Source organism: Nibrella saemangeumensis (assembly GCF_039541915.1).
In the GTDB taxonomy this organism is placed as follows: Bacteria; Bacteroidota; Bacteroidia; order Cytophagales; family Spirosomataceae; genus Nibrella; species Nibrella saemangeumensis.
On record NZ_BAABHD010000084.1, the window covers coordinates 329,451 to 347,976 of the forward strand.

The window sequence follows — 18,526 nt, forward strand, 5'->3', positions numbered from 1 at the left end:
CTGTATTATGTGAGTGGAGACCGATCTGTTTTAATGGAAAATTACCTGCTGTGTTGTGATTGGGGAACGTCTGTTTTTCGGTTGCAAGTCATTCATATCGCTGACTTTACCGTGCTGGCCCAGGAGGTGTCGCCGGATGGGATTGCGACTACGTTCAATAGCTGGAAACAGCAGGCCGGGGAGGACGCTGTACCTAAACCGGAATTCTTTCGCCGGCAGCTAAAAACAAAAATTGCCGGGCTGGCAAATCGGGCAAGCATTCCGCTGGATCATGTGCCCATGATTATTTCCGGTATGGCCTCTTCGTCCATTGGCATGGAGGACGTACCCTATGCCCAGCTCCCCTTCGCGCTGAACGGCAGCCGGGCCAGTGTCTGCTATTTCGACAGCCAGGTGGATTTTCCGCATGAGGTGTACCTGGTCTCGGGGGTTCGGAGCGGAGAAGATGTCATGCGGGGGGAGGAAACGCAGCTGATTGGTGTAACTACGTTGCTGCGTTCGACCGACCGTACGCTGGACGACGCCATCTTTATCTGTCCCGGCACCCACTCCAAGCACATGTATGTCCGGCAGGGGCAGTTGGTCGACTTCCATACCTACATGACCGGTGAGGTGTTCAGCCTGCTGGCTACTCACAGCATTCTCAAAAACTCTGTCGATGTGGAGCAACTGACCGATTCACTCGAACATAGCCCGGATGCTTTTAAACGGGGGCTGAAAGACGCCGACTCCTGCGCCCTGCTCAACCGGATCTTCACCACCCGCACCAATCAGCTTTTCGGCAAACTGAACAGTCAGGAAAACGCCCTGTACCTGAGCGGTCTGCTCATCGGGTCGGAGCTGAAGCCGTTGCAGAAGAAGACAAAACAGGAACTCGTGCTGTGCTGCGGCAGCAGCTTGTATCCGTTCTATACCCTCGCTATTGCAGAGCTGGGGCTGGCTGATCGCACTACAATTGTGCCACCGGAGCTGGTCGACAAAGCGGCTATTGTGGGGCAGGTGATTCTGTTCCAGAACCACCGGAAGAAACTAAACGAAGTAGTGAAATGAGTCAGCCATTGTTTTCGCAGGAGCTGTTTTCCAGGGTTCCAATCATCGGCATCATCCGTAACCTGACACCCGAAGCTGTGGCAGCCATTCTGCCTGTTTACCGGGACGCCGGACTGACAACCGTTGAAATTACGATGAACACCGATGGCGCAGCGGAGATCATCCGGCAGGCACGGGACCTCTATTCTGGCGACCTGAACATCGGTGCCGGAACCGTATGCACGAAAAAGGATTTGAAAGAAGCGCTGGATGCCGGGGCCCAGTTCATTGTAACGCCCATTCTGGAGAAGAAAATCATCAAAGCCTGCCAAAAGCAGGAAATTCCCATCTTTCCCGGTGCTTTTACGCCTACGGAAATCTACAAAGCATGGTCGCTGGGTGTGACCATGGTCAAAGTCTATCCGGCCGCAGCCATGGGGCCCGGCTACATCAAAGACCTGAAAGCCCCCCTCAATCAGATAAAGCTGCTGCCCACGGGCGGCATCAGTTTACAAAACATGGCTGCTTTCCTGAAAGCCGATGCCGACGGTCTCGGCATCGGCGGAGAGCTTTTCGACAAACAGATCATCAACGCAAAAAACTGGCCGGCCCTCAAAGCCCACTTTCAAACGTTTCTGGCCGAGCTGCCCACCCCAATGAACCAGTTAACCACTCAACCCCTCAACTAATCAACCCCCCTCATGTCTTCGCCCAAAACTGGAAATTACCGGTGGCTCATTGTCGTGCTGTTGTTCACGGCCACCACCATCAACTACCTCGACCGGCAGATCATCGGGTTGCTAAAACCTATTCTGGAGGTGGAGTTTACCTGGACCGAAACCGACTTCGCCCGCATTGTAATCGCTTTTACGGCTGCCTACGCGGTGGGGTTGCTGGGGTTTGGCTGGTTTGTCGATAAGGTAGGGACGAAGCTTGGGTACGCCATTACGGTAATCTTTTGGAGCATCGCCGGTATGCTGCACGCGCTGGCCCGGAGCGCGTTTGGGTTTGGGGTGGCCCGCGTAGGGTTGGGGTTAGGCGAAGCGGGTAACTATCCGGCTGCGGTGAAGACCGTGGCCGAGTGGTTTCCACAAAAGGAACGGGCGCTGGCTACGGGGTTGTTCAATGCCGGCACTAGTGTTGGGGTCGTGGTGGCACTGCTGCTGGTGCCCTGGATTCTGAGCCACTACGGCTGGCAGGAGGTATTCTGGATAACGGGTTCACTGGGTTTTATCTGGCTTGTTTTCTGGTGGCTGCTCTATGACGTACCGGCTAAGCAAAAGCGCCTGAGCGCCGGGGAGTACTCGTATATTATCAGCGGACAGGAGGGTGATCTGGATAGTAAGTCTTCCGTGAGTTGGATTAAGCTGTTTACCTTGCCCCAGACCTGGGCGATTATCACCGGCAAAGGCCTGATCGACCCGATTTACTGGTTTTTCCTCTTCTGGTTACCGTCCTATTTCTCGTCTACTTTCAACCTGGACCTCAAGAAGTTCAGCCTCGAACTGGCCATTATTTATACCGCTACGACCATTGGTAGTATCGGTGGTGGTTACCTATCCTCCCGACTCATTAAGCGTGGATGGCCAACCGTTAAAGCCCGTAAGGCGGTACTGCTTGTCTTTGCCGTGGTGGAGCTTTCCGTTATTTCGCTCCAGTTTGTCACGGATGTCTGGGTGGCGGTGGCGCTGATCAGTCTGGCGGTGGCGGTGCATCAGGCCTGGGCGACTAATGTCTTCACGCTGGGATCTGACCTGTTCCCCAAAGAAGCCGTAAGTTCGGCCGTCGGTATTGGCGGTATGGCCGGGGCAGTGGGCGGGATGCTGTTTCCGATGCTGGTTGGCTCGCTGCTGGATAGCTATAAAGCCGTTGGTAACTTGACAGGAGGCTATAATATTCTGTTTACGCTTTGCGGCTGCACGTATCTGGTGGCCTGGACCATCATTCATCTGCTCACCCGAAAGCGGGATAAGCAGCCATTGACACCCCGCATGGACCCCCAGGCTGCGTAAGAACTTTTTACCGGATAGGTAACATAGAGTAGGTAGTTTACGTTAGCCAGAAAGAAACATGCCTTATCAAGCTTGCTGAATTCCTTTCGCTTCCTGGTAAAAACCTTGTTGTTCCTGGCCATTGGAGTCGGGCTGAGCTACGGACAAACTCCGCAAAAAGCCGAGGTCAAACTGCTGAGTGCCGTTCCCGACCGTTTGAAGGTTGAGCCGACATTGCTGACTACGGCTGATTTAACGCGAATCAGCGACGATGCTCTGTTCTCCCGCTACCGCAAAACGGTGGTGATGGAAGGCCGGATCAATAACTACATGGATCAGCCGGCCGGTGATAAAGCCGTCAGGCGGTACCTGGTCAATCAGAAACATGAGCTGTCGAAACAGGCCATCCGGATCGGGGAGGAGCTGGCGAAGCGGAATGCACAGAAGGTCAACGCTAAATGGTCGCACAACCGGGCGTTCTGGGCGCATGAGGTGCAGCGGATGAAACAGTTCTTTCTCGCCAACGTGGAAACCCGGACGAAAACCGGCAAGAACCTGACCTGTGTCAACACCTTCCGTCGCGGTGTTTCTTTTTTGTACGACCGGTCGGGCGATGTCCGGAAATCTAAAAATTCGCTGGTGCAGTATGGGCTTTCAGTCCCTCCCGATAACAGCATTGAGTCGCTGATGGCGCGGGCGCAGGTCTGTGGTATGGCCAGTCCGGTTCGGGTGGTGCAGTGTATCAGCCCCTGGGGCCGCAAAATTGATGAGGGTAACTGGGACAAGCCCGTCAAACTGAACGAAAACGTGTGGGATGTGCTGATGGGCATGGTCAACGAAGACCCCCGCTTCAGCGTCTTCTGCCTGAGTTTAGCTGATGGCTACCACGTGGCCACCCTAACCGTAGACAACCGCGACCGCAGCAATCCCAAACTCTACTGGGCCGACCAGACCAATAACCATAACGACGGCTGGGAAGAGTACCAGCGAAAAGATAGTGGCCGTCCCACCAAATATAGCAAGAACTACGTACGGGGCCTGAATGAGTACATCCTCTACGCCATTCAGGAGTTCTGGAAACGCGACGACCCCCGTAACCGCCCTACACCCATCATCCGCATTTGGCGGCTCTACAACAATCCTTCACGGAATAATCTATATACGGAGTTGAAAGGGTAGGTTTTATCTGATAGTGAGGGTGTCACTGACTTTTGTTCTAAATTAGCCTTTGCCTGTAAGGGAGAAATCTCCTTATTTTAGCGTGCAGTTTTTCCCTGAACCTTATGCCGCTTTCTCTCACCAACTTCGATCAGCAACTGGCAACGGCGCTGTTGAAAAAGGGCCTTGAATACTACAAAAAAGGAGCCGTTCGTGAACTGGAGCAAAATGATAAGGGCGTCTGGCAGGCGTTTGTAGACGGTACCGAGTCCTATGAAGTGGAGGTTGAGCTGAAGAAGCAGGAAATTACGGCTCACCGCTGCGACTGTCCGGTTTCCGATACCATTTGCAAGCATCAGGTGGCGGTGTTTTACGCCCTGCGCGACGAAAGTAACGAAACCGAAACTGTCGGTGTAGCCCCGAAGAAACGCGGACGAAAGCCGACCAGGGCCAATGAGCGAGTAGCTGCAAAAGCGCCTAAAAAGCCGAAGGACTCGTTCGAGGAAATCCTGAACAAGCTTTCCGAGGCCGAGTTGCGGGAGTTTATCAAACAATATGCCCGTAAAAACAAAGACATCAAGGCGAACCTGACGCTCCGCTTTGCCGACCGGCTGGAGGGCGTTGGCAAAGCGCATTACCAGAAACTGCTCAAAGAGGCTGCCCGGGTGCATAGCGACCGCCACGGCTTCATCGATTACCGGAATGCCCGTCAGTATGCCCGGCATATTGACACCGTTCTTGACCGGGCGGCAACCATGCTCGGCGCCCAGAATTATCCCGGCGTATATGACATTGCGCAGGCCGTGCTGGAGGAAGTCGCCAAGGCAATCGGGCAGATGGACGATTCGGATGGTGGGGCGGGTGGTGCGTTGGCGCAGGCATTGATGCTGATTGAGCAAGTGTACCGCCAAACCGATTCGGTGGAGCTGAAACACCAGGTGTTTGACTACCTGATGCAGGAGTCGCAGGAAGACCGCTACCACGGCCCGGGCTTTAACGGTATTATTCTGGACCGATTGGCTGAGTTGTGTGACTACCCGGAACAGGAATCAGCCTACGAACAACTGCTTGACAGCCTGCTGGCTAAAGCCCGTGTGAGGCCTGAGGTGGTGGAGCGTGGCATTCGGTTCTTCTACCCCACGTCGTCGGACGGGTGGAACTGGGATGAGCAGCAGCTTATTCAGCGTAAAATCAAGCTATATACGCACCGCGGCCGAACGGCCGAAGCCAGGCAGCTACTGGAAAAGAATATCCACCTGCGCCCATTCCGCGAGCAACTCCTGAACGAACTCATCAAAGAAAAACAGTTTGCGCGGGCCAAAGCAATCGTCAACGAGAAACTAACGCCCGAACCACCCCCGGTTACTAAAGGAAAGGCCAACCGCAATCCCGGCATGTCTGATTGGGAGCGTCTTCGCCAGCAATCGCAGTGGTACGGCTGGCTGCTCAAAATTGCCGTGGCCGAACAGGATACGGCAACTATCCGCGAATACGCCCTGTGGCTGTTCCGGGAGTCGGGCTATGGGCAGCTGGATTATTACCGGCAATTCAAAAACTCATACCCGGCAGCGGAGCGGGCCAACGTGGCGGCCGATATGATTGCCGAGTGCGAACAAAACAAGAATCCAGTCAAAGCCCCGTTTGCCGGGCTTGGAACGGCCATTTTCCCAACTAGCCTGGCCAGACTTTATGTCGAGGAGCAGCAATGGGAGAAGCTGATGGTGCTGGTGGAGAAACAGGGCGGCTTGCAGGAAGTGCTGGAGTTTGAAAAAATCCTGAAAAAGCATTTCCCCGAACGGCTGCTCCAGGTGTACTGGAAAAATGTAGACCGTTATGCTGAAACCAATGTGGACGCCGGTGCGTACCAACTCGTCGCGGAGGTACTGCAACAGATGGCGCTCCTACCCGGCGGTGACGAACTGGTCCAGGAGATGCTGGCTGGTTACCGGACCCGCTACGCCCGGCGCAAACGCATGATGGAGGAGCTGGACAAGGTAAAACTGACCTGACAGAAAAACAAATTGCTGGTTGATAAGTCACACCGGTAATACGGATTCGACTTATCAACCAGCAATTTTAGGCAGGCTTACCCTTGTCGATTAGTCAGCGCCCGTAGCCAGCTCCAGATCAACCTGGGCCATCAGGTAATCATAGATAGCTTGCAGACGATTGGTTTGTGCCTGTCGGAGTGCCAGTTCTGCATCGGTTACGTCACTGAGTTTAGCCAGTCCCTGTTGATGGCGGCTTTGGGTGCGGGCGTAGCTACGTTCAGCGGCCTGAACTACACCCAACAGGGTACGGATGCGCTGGCGGGACTCTTCCATGGCATACAGATGGGCACGTACCTGGTTGGCCATTAGTGTTTTGGTGTACCGAAGCTGCTCCTGTGCCTGCTCGGCCGCCAGCTGAGCCTGCTGCACTTTCGGGGCAGTGGTGGCATTATACACCGGAATGCTCAGTTGCACCCCTACGAAACTGACGAACGGCCAGCGACTTTCGGAAAACCGAAAATTATTGGTTTGTGACAACGTGCTGGCCTGTCCGAAAAGGCCCAGCGTGGGCTGCCGGCGAGCCTGCTCCATCCGGATCTGTAATTGACTGTTTTCAGCAGCTAAGCCTAGCTGCCGCAGTTCCGGCCGCCGTTGCAAGGCTCCCTCGATGAGTATCTCCTCGGTCATCAACTCGCCAGCCGGGTTTACCAGGGAATCGGTCAGGACCAGATTAGTAGGGTCAATGCCTGTCAGTACAGCGAGTTGGTTTTTAAACAACACAATATTGCGGTCGAGTTTAGACAGCGTAGGCCGCAGGTTCTCGACTTCAACATAAGCCCGGAGGGTATCGGCATCGGTAGCCAACTGCGTCCGGTAAAGATTGCGCACTTCGCGTAGCGCCTGCTCGGCCCGCCCGATACTACGGACCAGTAGCGACCGTTGCTCCTGAACCAGCAGTATGTTCAGGTAATGCTTTTTCACCTCGGCCACCTGTTTGGCTACCACCGCCTGAAGCCCGGCATCGGCTACATGCTGCCCTAAAGCAGCCTGCTGGCGGGCCAGCCGCAGGTTTGGCTGGACGAGCGGCATTGCAACGTTTACCCCCGCATTATACTGGTTGTTCAAAGCCGCCTGAACGGGTGTCATCCGGGAGTCGTCCAGTGAAAAGCCGCCTTCGGGCGAGATGGAGAAGGCCGGGAAGAAGAACACCGGTGCACTCAGGTTACGTTGGTACTGAACTGTTCCGTTGACGCTTGGTAACTGCATCCGCTTCACTTCTTCGGCCCGGACACTGGCCTTCTGCACCTCAATTTTCGCAACCCGTACGTCGCCGTTTTGCTGACGAACCAGTTCAGCCGCCTGGCGCAGGCTGAGCGTATATGGTTGGGCACCCAAAGTGGATCGCTTTCCATTAGGTGATACCGGTTGAGCGATCAGCCCATTGGCGATGAGTAGCAGGACTATACCAACAGGTATGGCTTTTGCCGCCAGTTCTTTTTCCTGCGTACGCTGACCAAGGGATGGAGTGCGCTCTGTTTTACCCTTCGTGTTACGTCTCAGACCCCGGGCGAAGTAGAAGTAAACAACGGGTACGAATACCAGGGTGAGGAACATGGAACTGCTCAGACCACCGATGAGGGCCCAGGCTAAACCAGTTTTTAGTTCGGCTCCGGGGCTGGTAGCCAGCGCAATTGGCAGCATGCCAATTACCATCGCCAGTGTTGTCATTAGAATGGGTCGTAGCCGGACGTGACCTGCTTCGAGCAGGGCATCTACCACGGCAAGTCCACTCTCGCGGTTTTCGTTGGTCCGTTCTACCAGTAAGATGGCGTTTTTCGCGACCAGACCCAGCATCATAATCATACCCAGAATGGTGAATACGTTCATCGAGTTCATCGTCAGGGCCATCGCAAAGAGGGCTCCAACCAGGGCTACCGGGATCGAGAAGAGCACCACGAACGGGTACTTCCACGAATTATAGAGCGCTACCATCACCAGATACATGAACAGGATGGCTGCCAGGAACATCAGACCCAGTTTGCCAAAAGAATCATCCTGCAATTCCAGATCGCCCCCATAGGTGACACGCACCGATGGGTCGAGGTGGAGGTTGGCCACCGCCTTCTGAATGTCCACGCCAATGTCACCAGCGGGTCGTCCGACGGCCTGCGAGGTAATCGTCATTGAATTGTCGCGGTCTTTGCGCTCCAGCATCGCCGGGTCGAACGTTTCGCGGATCGTGGCTACCTGCCGCAGTTCAACAGGCTGGCCTGAGGCATTGGTAAGCGTCAGTTTGCCAATTTGTTCGGTGCGATTGCGGAACGACTCGGCAAAGCGGATGCGTATGGTGACCGTTTCATTGCCCTGCTGCATCTTTAAGTCATCAAAGCCTGCTAAGGCGGTGCGGATGGCCATACCCACGGATTCGGTGCTGAGGCCATAGCGAGCCAGTTTCTCCTGATCGACGTCAATCTCCACCTCCGGTTTGCGGACATTTCCCGAAAACCGCACGTCGGCCGTACCCGGAATTTGTCGCATGGCTTCGGTCAGGCGAGTAGTTTCCTGACGCAAAATGTTGCGGTCTGTTCCGCTGACCATCATCACAATCGGTGCGGCATTGTCGCTACCCAGCAGACCCAGCGGATAAGCCCGCACCCGTGCTCCTGGCATTTGCACGGCTAATTCTTTTACCTCCCGTGTCAGTCGGTTCAGATCTTTATTGCGCTCGTTCCGGGGTGAAAACGTGACCGCAAACTCCACCGCATTCTTACTGGTGGGCAATCCCGACCAGCCTTCCGGGTTGGCTCCGACGTTGGTAAATACGCGCCGTACTTCGGGTAATTGGTATAATTTCTGCTCAAACTGTTTGGCCATGGCATCGGTCTGCTCAAGTTTGTAGCCCTCCGGAAACTGGAGTACAACGTTGATTTCACCTTTATCGGTGGGGGGCAGGAACTCACCCCCGATGAAGCCCGCACCCGGTAGCATCAGCGCCAGCATGAATAAGGAAAAGGTAATGAGAACCGTAGTTTTGCGGTACGTTAGTGCCCGACGCAGCAGTCGTGCATATGCGTCGGAAATCTGTCTGTACAGCCGTTCAAAACCTAAGCTAAACCGACCCATCAGGGTATCGTTGGAGAGGTGTTCGAGTTTACCGAAGCGGGAGGCAATCATGGGCGTCAGCGTAAACGAGACGAGCAGGCTAAAGAGGGTTGAGATCACGACGACCAGCGAAAACTCCCGCACCAGATCACCGACCAGCCCAGGCACAAACGACAGGGGTACGAATACGACAACGTCAACGAGGGTGATGGCGATAGCCGCAAAACCAATATCGTTCCGGCCGTTCAGGGCAGCCTGGCGTTTATCTTCGCCTTTTTCCATCCGCTGATAAATACTTTCCAGTACCACTATGGAGTCATCCACCAGGATACCGATGACGAGCGAGAGGGCCAGCAGCGTCAGCAGATTCAGCGTGAAGTCCATCAGGTTCATAAAGATGAACGTCGAGAGCAGCGAGACCGGAATAGCCACCATGACGATCAGCGATGACCGCAGGCTGTGGAGAAACACGAACATAACCAGCGCTACCAGTCCGATAGCCATCATCAGGTCGTGGTTGACGGCGTCGGCTGCGGCCAGCGTAAACTCTGCATTATCCTGGGCGATGGTGAACTTTACCCCCGTCGAAGCGTATTCAGATTCGAGCTGCGCCAGTTTTTTACGCACAGCCTCGCTCACTTCCACGTTATTGGCTCCCGCCTGTTTCTTGACCAGTATACCTACGGCGCTACGTGCTTCAGGTCGCGTGCTGTCCGACGCTACCATGTAGCGGTTCAGGTTTTCCAGGTCCTTTTTCACATACGCTACGTTTGCTACCTCACCCAGCTTAATCTTTTGTCCAGAGGGGCTGGTATACACGATAATTTCCCGCAGGTGGTCCAGCGCGTCGGTTTTCCCGACAACCCGGACAGAATAAGCTGCATCAGCGTCTTTTACACTACCCGAAGGCACATTGAGGTTAGCAGACCGGATGGCGCCTACCACCTGCAGGGTGGATAAGTTGAACATCCTTAGGCGGTTGGCATCGAGGGAGACATTCACCTCGGCCTCGGGCAGACCAACGAATTGCACCTGCCCAACGCCAGCCACCTGCGCCAGCCGGGGCTTAATCTGATTCTTCAGCAACGTACCGAATTCAAGTTCGCTCAAATTGCTGTTGGCGGCTAGCTGTACCACGGGCCGCTCAGTAAGCGAAAAGCGGTCGAGCGTTGGCGTGCGGGATCCAGCAGGTAAGGAGCCGGTTACGGTATTGACCTTGCGCTGTACGTCCTGCTGCGCTTTATCTACGTCCACATCGTGCAGGAATTCGACCATGACGACTGATACGTTTTCGATCGAGAGTGCTGTAACCCGTTTGATGCGGTCGGCCGAGGAGACGGCGTCTTCTATTGGTTTGGTGATTCCCGTTTCAACTTCCGCTGGCGACGCACCGGGATACGGTGTCGTTACGATGATGAATGGAATAGACATATTCGGCAGGAGTTCATACCGCATCTGCGAGTACGAATAAAGCCCCAGGATACCCAGTACAACGAAGAGAACAATGACCAGAATGGGGCGCGTAATGGAAAGGAGAGTAAGTTTCATGGTTTCGCTGTATTATTCTGTCACAGCTACTTGCTGCCCTTCCTTTAAACCTTCTGTGCCGCTAACAACGACTTGTTCACCGGCCCGGAGACCGTCACGTACAACCAGGGTAGTGCCAAATGTAGCGCCGGGCTGAATGGGCCGCAGCGAGAGGCTGCGGTTGTTGAGTACATACACGGCCGGCGTAGCGCTGGTCGTTACGAGGGCAGCCCGGGGAATTGTCAGACCGGATGTGTGGCTGGCGCCCGGCAGTGATACGCTGGCAGACATTCCTACTCGTAAAGGGGTTGCAGCCTGGTTGGCGACCTGGATTTCGACTGGAAATTTGCCGGTTTCACCACCTTTCAGTCGAACCTGCTTCACCGATCCGGTAAATTTTTGGCCGGGGTACATATCAAACGCTACATTAACCGTCCGGCCCGGCTTAAACAGACTAACCTCTGCTTCGGGTACGCCAATGACCAGCTTCACGGCCGATACATCGGTGATGGTCATCAGCGGGGTGCCGGGGGCGATAAACATACCCGGTTCAATCAGCTTAGTGGTTACTATGCCCCCGATAGGTGCTTTCACCACGGCGTCCCGAAGTTGCTTTTTCAGCGTTAGCCGTTGCGTTTCGAGGGTGCGTACCTGCAAACGGGCGGTTTCTACCTCTGCGGTGGGAATATTATTCTCGCGGTGCAATGTCTCATAGCGGGTCAGGTCAGTCTGAGCTTTGTGAAGCTGGGCTTCCACCTGGGCAATTGCCAGTTCTGTCAGTTCGGTATCCACAGACAATACAGCCTGTCCGGTCTGCACGGGGCCATCCAGCCGGGCATTCACGCTCCGCACGGTACCCTGCGTTGTGGCATTCATCACAACCTCGCGCCAGCTTTCAGTTTTACCGATGTACTGAGCCGATTCGGTGAAGGTCTGCTGCACCACAGGGGCTGTTTTGACAGTGGTAACGAGCGGCTTCTGAGCCTCCTGAATCTGTTGTTGCTGCTTTTGTTTGTTGTTCACCAGCAGCGCTCCGGTGCCACCAACGAGCACCAGGCTGGTCAGGACGATCAATACCTTTTTCATACGTAAAGAGGTGTGGTTTTGGTCAGCGTCAGTCCGATAAGTTGGCCTCCACTGTCCGGTTAGAAAATAATGCTGGCTAAACGGATTGGCTACCTGCAAGGAGAGCCCTCCGAATAGCGATGTAAAGGTTGGGAGAAGACCAGTCCGATACCAAACCTACCAGCATGAAGGAGACAAAAAAAGAGATGGAGCGTAAAAGGTTATATGTGAAGCGTTTATTCGGTAAATGTTTAACTGATATAACCAAATGGTTACAAGCGAAAAAAGGCCCAGCCAAGCGGCCGGACCTTTTAAGTATCTATCCACACCATTAGAGTTCCAATTGCTGATCGCCTACGTTTTCGAAGACAATCTCGCCGTTGGTATCTAATTCCATCAAAACGACGGAATCTTTTTTGACCGTTCCGGCCAAAATTTCTTTAGACAAGGCGTTCAGAATACGCCGTTGCATGACTCGTTTCAGCGGACGGGCACCAAACTGCGGGTCGAAACCTTCTTCGCCCAGTTTTTCGAGTACCTCGTCGGTAGCATCCAGCGAAATGCCGTTTTCGGCTAGTCGCTTCTGGATGTGTTTAAACTGGATGTTCACAATCTGACGAATATTTGCTTTCGACAGCGGTTCGAACATCACAATTTCATCAACCCGGTTCAGGAACTCAGGCCGTACGGTTTGCTTCAGCAACTCCATTACGGCATTTTTGGCTTCCTCCACAACCAGGTGGTGATTCCAGCCCTCGTCTTCGGCAAACTTCTCCTGAATCAGATGACCACCAATGTTCGAGGTCATAATAATTAGGGTATTCTTGAAGTTTGCTACCCGACCTTTGTTGTCGGTCAGACGCCCCTCGTCCAGTACCTGCAGCAGGATATTCCAGACATCCGGGTGGGCTTTTTCAATTTCGTCGAGCAAAATCACCGAGTACGGCTTCCGGCGCACGGCTTCGGTCAACTGACCCCCTTCGTCGTAACCCACGTAACCTGGAGGGGCTCCAATCAGGCGGCTCACGGCATGGCGTTCCTGATATTCTGACATATCAATACGAACCATGGCGTTTTCGTCGTTAAACAGGTATTCAGCCAGCGTCCGGGCTACTTCCGTTTTACCAACCCCGGTGGTACCGAGGAAGATAAACGATCCAATCGGACGTTTCGGATCCTGCATACCTGCCCGGCTCCGGCGGACGGCATCGGCCACCGCCTGGATAGCTTCCTCCTGCCCGGCAACGCGCTTGCTCAGCTCCTGCTCCAAATGTAATAATTTTTCCCGTTCACTTTGCAACATCTTTGCTACAGGAATTCCAGTCCACTTGGCAACAACCTCTGCAATATCTTCGGCGGTTACTTCTTCCTGCAAAAGATTATGGCTGTCGCCGTCTTTTTTTGTCAGTTCATCCAGCCGTCCCTGGGCTTCCGGAATGCGGCCGTAGCGAATCTCGGCTACCTTCCCGTAATCACCGGAACGTTCGGCCTGCTCGGCTTCCAGACGGAGTTGGTCCAGTTGCTCTTTCAGTGTCCGGATTTCGTTTACCGATTGCTTTTCGACCTCCCAGCGTGCCTTCAGGCTGTTGCGCTGCTCGTTCAGGTCGGCAAGCTGCTTGTTGAGCACGGTTTCTTTTTCTTTATCGTTTTCGCGCCGGATGGCCTCCCGTTCAATTTCAAACTGCATGATGCGCCGGTTCAGTTCATCGAGTTCTTCCGGAACGGAATCAATTTCCAGCCGCATTTTAGCGGCTGCTTCGTCCATCAGGTCAATCGCCTTGTCGGGCAGGAAGCGGTCGCTGATGTACCGGTTCGACAGTTCGACGGCGGCAATCACGGCGTCATCTTTAATGCGTACCCCATGGTGCAGTTCGTAGCGCTCCTTAATCCCGCGCAGAATGGAAATAGCATCGGGTACATCGGGCTCATCGACCAGGACTGATTGGAACCGGCGCTCCAGCGCTTTATCTTTTTCAATATATTTCTGATACTCCTTCAGCGTAGTGGCACCAATGGCGTGCAATTCGCCACGGGCCAGCGCCGGTTTCAGCAGGTTGGCGGCATCCATGGCACCTTCGCCACCGCCGGCACCCGCACCAATCAGCGTATGTATCTCATCGATGAAGAGAATAATTTCGCCCTCAGAGTCGGTCACTTCTTTAATAACCGCTTTCAGACGCTCCTCAAATTCACCTTTATATTTGGCACCGGCAACCAGCAAACCCATGTCGAGCGACACGATAGTCTTCGACTTCAGGTTTTCGGGGACATCGCCCTGTACAATCCGCTGGGCCAACCCTTCCACAATGGCCGTTTTACCGACACCCGGCTCACCGAGCAGAATCGGATTGTTTTTGGTCCGGCGACTGAGGATTTGCAGCACCCGCCGTATTTCTTCGTCGCGGCCGATTACCGGGTCAATTTTCCCGGCCTGGGCCATTTCATTCAAGTTCTTGCTGTACCGCTCCAGCGACCGGTACTTTGCTTCTGCATTCTGGTCCTTCACCGATTCGTTGCCCCGTAATTCTTTTATCGCTGCCTTTAATCCTTTCTCCGTAAAGCCGGCATCCTTCATCAGGATGGCTACGTTGTCTTTTCCCGCCAGCAGGCCGAGCAACATCATCTCGACGCTAACGTATTCATCACCAAAATCTTTCAGGTAGCTGGTTGCTTTCTGCAATGCAGCCGCCAGATCATTGCCAAGGTACGGTTGACCGCCCGAAACTTTCGGGTAGCCGCTCACGATGCTGTCCAACCGGCTGGTTAGCAGGGTCCGGTTAGCGTTTACTTTCTTGGTCAGGAAGTTGGCCGTGTTCGGGTCTTCGTCCAGAATAGCCTTCAGCACGTGACCGGTCTCAACAACCTGCTGGCTGTTGCCCTGTGCGATCATACTCGCCTGCTGAATGACTTCCTGTGCTTTAATGGTGTAATTGTTGAAGTTCATGGCTAAAGTCCTTCGTTTATTCCTTTACTAATTCAGGTTGATGTTTGTTCTCTTTACGTAGTATCAAACTATGCACCAAAAGTTCAAACCAGCCATTTTGTCCATTTTCTAAAAAGATTTACTTGTTTTTGTGACAGAAAGGCATAAAAAAAGCCGGTCATCCACCGACTCTCTTTCCACGCTTTTAGCTTGATACTATTGCAAATTTGGAACGTCATCAAGACTGTTAAAAATAAACTTGCCCTGCTCCTTACCAATTCTGACCATATCGTCGGCTCCGGCCGAGGGGCCGCCTACGCGCAGGACCGCATCGCAGCGATTCAGGAGTTGAATGGCGACCGGATGAAAAATCTGCGTGAAGATTTCATCACCAATTCCGGTGGAACCAGCCGTTTCGATCAGGGGTAAGGCAAACCACTCGCCGAGTACCGGAAGGTGACCTTTACGGTAGATTTCCAAAGCCACTTCGTTCATCAGGTGAACGTTAGCTGCGATTTTTTTCGGGTCGTCGCCGGTGCCGGAACGATAAGGGCCAGCAACAAGAATCAGGAGGGATTGACCAGGCTGGTTCATAGCAGATTGTGGAGTTTGGCGTACTGAAGCAGCATAATGGTCTTGCCGTCTTTTATTTCGCCGGTCTCGATCATGTCCAGCGCCCGGTCAATCGGTAGTTCCAGCACATCGATGTCTTCTTCCTCTTCAAGGCCACCACCATCATGTACCTGCATTTCTTTCGCGTATTCGGCCACGAAAAAATACAGCTTTTCGGTGACGGAACCCGGCGACATATATGCTTCAAACACCTTGCGAACATCGCTGATCTGGTAGCCGGTTTCTTCTTCGGTCTCTTTCCGGATGCAGTCCTCCGGGTTGTCTTTGTCCAGCAGGCCGGCGCAGGCTTCAATAAGCATGCCGGATGGGTTGCCGTTTACGTAGGTCGGCATCCGGAACTGACGGGTCAGGATAACGGTTCTGAACACCTTATTGTAAAGCAGGATCGTAGCGCCATTGCCCCGGTCATAGGCTTCGCGGCTCTGCGTTTGCCACACGCCATTTTTCTTCTGGTAGTCGAAGGTTACTTTGCGGAGGATGTACCAATTGTCGGAGAGAATTTCTGTCTTCTGAATTTTAACGCGGTCGTTGATCATGGGCCGTCTGTAAAAATGTGTGGTTTGGCGCAATGTTAATGAAATTCCGGATGGTGAGTCCGGATCGTTTAGTATAAGGTAATTGCTAAACAGATTATTAACGGTTATGCACCCTTTCCCGGATGGCTAAAGACTGACTACCCGCACGTTTCAGATTGTTATCGTTACTAAATTTTGGCAGGTCGATAAACTGTTTACTTTTGACCTGGCGTATCGTTTGCAGCTAACCTGAAAATACATACATAGTCCAACCATCACAACTACCTTATTACGTATCATGAAAATAGCCATAATTGGTAGCGGCCACGTAGGCGGAGCCCTGGCCCAGCGATTTATTCAAGTGGGTCATACGGTCCTCGTGGGCGTTCGGTACCCCCTCTCCATGCGGTCTGTTCTCCTCGCCATGAAAATTGGCGAGGATCGCTTCACTACGGTTGAATCCGCAGCCCAACAGTCTGAAGTAGTGGTGCTGGCCACCTCTACGATGGCTGCTATTGACGTTACCAGGGAACTGGGTGATACTACTGGCAAAGTCATCATCGATACCATGAACGCTGGGAGAGGCAGAGGACCTGAAGGGTTTCATAACACCACAGAGGCAATAATGGCCAACACCCTCACCCCCGACGTGGCCAAATGTTTTAATGCCACCGGGTATGAGATTATGTTAGATCCTCATTTTGGTGATCAGGCTGCCGATATGTTTGTTTGCGGACCCAGCCGGAAGGCAAAGCAGGTAGCTACACAACTAGCCAAAGACATCGGTTTTGGCGAATGTTACGATCTGGGTGGTAGAGACAAATTTTCGCTGATCGAGCAATTAGCGTCAGTATGGATCGAACTGGCTCTGGTGCAGGGCTACGGTCGAAAGATAGCCTTCAAATTGTTGAAACGATAAGTTTGGCTGAAATAGCCGGTTCATAGTTACCGGCTATTTCAGCGTTGCTTATGGTGTTGTCATTATCCCGGCTTCTTTCATTCGTTCCCGCCGGATCTGCCGGGGGGTAGGGTCGATCATTTCAAATTCGGCTCCTAAGTCGTAGTCATCCTCCTCAACTATTCTTCTTCGTTTGAAAGTGCCTTTGGGAAGGTGTCTGACCAGCACGGCCAGTTTCGCCAGCGCCAGGGTACCTGCCACACCGGCCAGCAGGTTATTTTTTCCGTACTGCTTTACCGCGATGCCCGCAAAGCCCCAGGCAAACGGGACAAGGTAAACCGGATCGTTCAATCGTCGGGCGGCTACGTAACCTAGTCCTGCCGTGGCGGCCACAACCACAGCAGCCAGCTCTTCGTCCTGCTTCGGCCGCTTCCAGGTGCCTGAAGCAATCAGCGTTCCCGCACCCGCTACCACAGAGGCCACCGACAGCCAGCCGGCATACAGGCTCACGGGAATCCGGACGTACCGCTCCGGTGGCTGTACCGGTGTTTTGCCAATCTCCAGCGCCCGGTGCAGCATCACGGCCGGCGGTAAGGATAAGACCGTTACTATATTGGAGCCGATAATGCTTTTCTGATCCTGACGCGAGAATAGGTAGCCAAACAGGGCATTCAGGCTGTAGCACAACATCAGCCACGGCCTGGCTTTTTCATAGCGGGGATTTGCTTCTTCCGCCGGCAGCGCCTGGTGAATACTCAGGCCAATAGTACCGGCGTAGATCGTCGGCCAGATGGTGTAGAAAGTCCAGTCGGCCGGCGTCAGCAGGTTCTTGTCGGCCAGCCGCCGGTATTTAGGCAGCACCTCCGAATGCAATTTGCTGGACGACCGGCGTTGATAGGCACCAAAGGCGTAAGTGCTGACAATACCCCCGATTACGGCGCTGGCCGCACCGATTTGCCACAACAGGTTCTTTTTCATACGTGAGCCGATTTATGGGTTACTGCTATAACTATTTTTACCTCGTTTGGTCTGTACAGGAAGGCTATGATCGAATTTTAGCCGCTCTTCTATCGTTTAGTAGTTACAGAAAACAACAACGACTAATGAAAATGAAATATGGATTTGTGGTATTGCTGGTGCTACTGGTGGCCGGATGTTCGCCGTTCCGGATTGTCCGGAACCAGGCCGATCCAGCCGCCCAATGGTCGGAATACCGGACGTTTGCTTTTGTCGATACCAACCGGATCTCCGGCACACCGGGTGCTACCTACCAGGCAGCCGTCGACATGATCAAGCAGGCTGTATCGGCTGAAATGCGGGAGCGGGGTTTCCAGCCTTCGTCCAACAATCCTGATCTGCTGGTCAACTTTGGTGTGGTGGTACAGGAAAAGACGCAGACCCGCCAGACTACCATTCAGGAAGCTCCGCTCTATATCGGGCAACGCCGGTATCACTGGCAGAGCAGGGAGGTGCCGGTGGGTAATTACGAGGAAGGAACCATTAACATACACGTGGTCGATGCTCAACGGGATGCCCTGCTCTGGGATGCCGCCGTCGCCAGTGTAATTACCCGGCGCAGTACCGATCCGGCACGGATTGGCGAGGCTGTCGACCGCTTGTTCCAGAAGTTCCCGGTTCGGCAACGGTAAACTGCCGGAGGGGAATACAGGCTGTTGGGTAAAAAAAGAGTTTAT

At 53.7% G+C, this 18,526-nt stretch carries 13 protein-coding genes; 7 read left to right on the top strand and 6 right to left on the bottom strand.

From position 1 onward, the window contains the following. Nucleotides 1-33: 33 nt before the first annotated feature. From ABD949_RS29000 to ABD949_RS29020, 5 genes are all read left to right on the top strand, one after another. Nucleotides 34-1,050, top strand: a complete 1,017-nt coding sequence (locus ABD949_RS29000) for a 2-dehydro-3-deoxygalactonokinase (protein ID WP_345249756.1) — start codon at nucleotides 34-36, stop codon at nucleotides 1,048-1,050. Then, nucleotides 1,047-1,718, top strand: coding sequence for a bifunctional 4-hydroxy-2-oxoglutarate aldolase/2-dehydro-3-deoxy-phosphogluconate aldolase (locus tag ABD949_RS29005; protein WP_345249758.1), 672 nt, complete (start codon nucleotides 1,047-1,049; stop codon nucleotides 1,716-1,718). The genes ABD949_RS29000 and ABD949_RS29005 overlap by 4 nt, the downstream gene beginning before the upstream one ends. A gap of 12 nt (nucleotides 1,719-1,730) precedes the next feature. Beyond that, entirely contained in the window at nucleotides 1,731-3,041 is a 1,311-nt protein-coding gene (locus ABD949_RS29010) for an MFS transporter (RefSeq protein WP_345249760.1), read from the top strand. Between the two features lie 72 nt (nucleotides 3,042-3,113). Continuing rightward, nucleotides 3,114-4,199 (top strand): hypothetical protein, encoded by a 1,086-nt coding sequence (locus tag ABD949_RS29015; RefSeq protein WP_345249762.1) that lies wholly within the window; start codon nucleotides 3,114-3,116, stop codon nucleotides 4,197-4,199. A 104-nt stretch (nucleotides 4,200-4,303) separates the two neighbouring features. Beyond that, complete coding sequence (locus ABD949_RS29020) at nucleotides 4,304-6,187, top strand: SWIM zinc finger family protein (RefSeq protein ID WP_345249764.1); 1,884 nt, start codon at nucleotides 4,304-4,306, stop codon at nucleotides 6,185-6,187. Nucleotides 6,188-6,277: 90 nt separating this feature from the next. On the opposite strand, the gene ABD949_RS29025 is transcribed toward ABD949_RS29020, so the two are convergent. The 5 genes from ABD949_RS29025 to nudK form a co-directional block, all read right to left on the bottom strand. Next, entirely contained in the window at nucleotides 6,278-10,819 is a 4,542-nt protein-coding gene (locus tag ABD949_RS29025) for an efflux RND transporter permease subunit (RefSeq protein ID WP_345249766.1), read from the bottom strand. A 12-nt stretch (nucleotides 10,820-10,831) separates the two neighbouring features. Beyond that, the gene (locus ABD949_RS29030; protein WP_345249768.1) at nucleotides 10,832-11,884 is read right to left on the bottom strand and encodes an efflux RND transporter periplasmic adaptor subunit; all 1,053 of its coding nucleotides are present in this window, start codon (nucleotides 11,882-11,884) and stop codon (nucleotides 10,832-10,834) included. A gap of 310 nt (nucleotides 11,885-12,194) precedes the next feature. Further along, nucleotides 12,195-14,807, bottom strand: a complete 2,613-nt coding sequence (clpB, locus tag ABD949_RS29035) for an ATP-dependent chaperone ClpB (protein ID WP_345249770.1) — start codon at nucleotides 14,805-14,807, stop codon at nucleotides 12,195-12,197. A gap of 195 nt (nucleotides 14,808-15,002) precedes the next feature. Then, complete coding sequence (locus ABD949_RS29040; protein ID WP_345249772.1) at nucleotides 15,003-15,380, bottom strand: DUF4406 domain-containing protein; 378 nt, start codon at nucleotides 15,378-15,380, stop codon at nucleotides 15,003-15,005. After that, nucleotides 15,377-15,955 carry a GDP-mannose pyrophosphatase NudK gene (nudK, locus tag ABD949_RS29045; RefSeq protein WP_345249774.1) on the bottom strand — a complete coding sequence of 193 codons (579 nt, stop codon included), beginning with the start codon at nucleotides 15,953-15,955 and terminating at the stop codon, nucleotides 15,377-15,379. The genes ABD949_RS29040 and nudK overlap by 4 nt, the downstream gene beginning before the upstream one ends. 277 nt (nucleotides 15,956-16,232) lie before the next feature. Between nudK and ABD949_RS29050 the strand changes: the two genes are divergently transcribed. Next, a complete protein-coding gene (locus tag ABD949_RS29050) occupies nucleotides 16,233-16,853 on the top strand; it encodes an NADPH-dependent F420 reductase (RefSeq protein WP_345249776.1) in 621 nt (206 codons plus the stop codon). 48 nt (nucleotides 16,854-16,901) lie between these two features. Here the strand turns inward: ABD949_RS29050 and ABD949_RS29055 are convergent, their stop codons facing one another. Then, nucleotides 16,902-17,810 carry a tryptophan-rich sensory protein gene (locus tag ABD949_RS29055; RefSeq protein ID WP_345249778.1) on the bottom strand — a complete coding sequence of 303 codons (909 nt, stop codon included), beginning with the start codon at nucleotides 17,808-17,810 and terminating at the stop codon, nucleotides 16,902-16,904. 125 nt (nucleotides 17,811-17,935) lie between these two features. Here ABD949_RS29055 and ABD949_RS29060 point away from each other — a divergent pair, with 125 nt between their 5' ends. After that, the gene (locus tag ABD949_RS29060; RefSeq protein WP_345249780.1) at nucleotides 17,936-18,481 is read left to right on the top strand and encodes a DUF4136 domain-containing protein; all 546 of its coding nucleotides are present in this window, start codon (nucleotides 17,936-17,938) and stop codon (nucleotides 18,479-18,481) included. The last annotated feature ends 45 nt before the right edge of the window (nucleotides 18,482-18,526 follow it).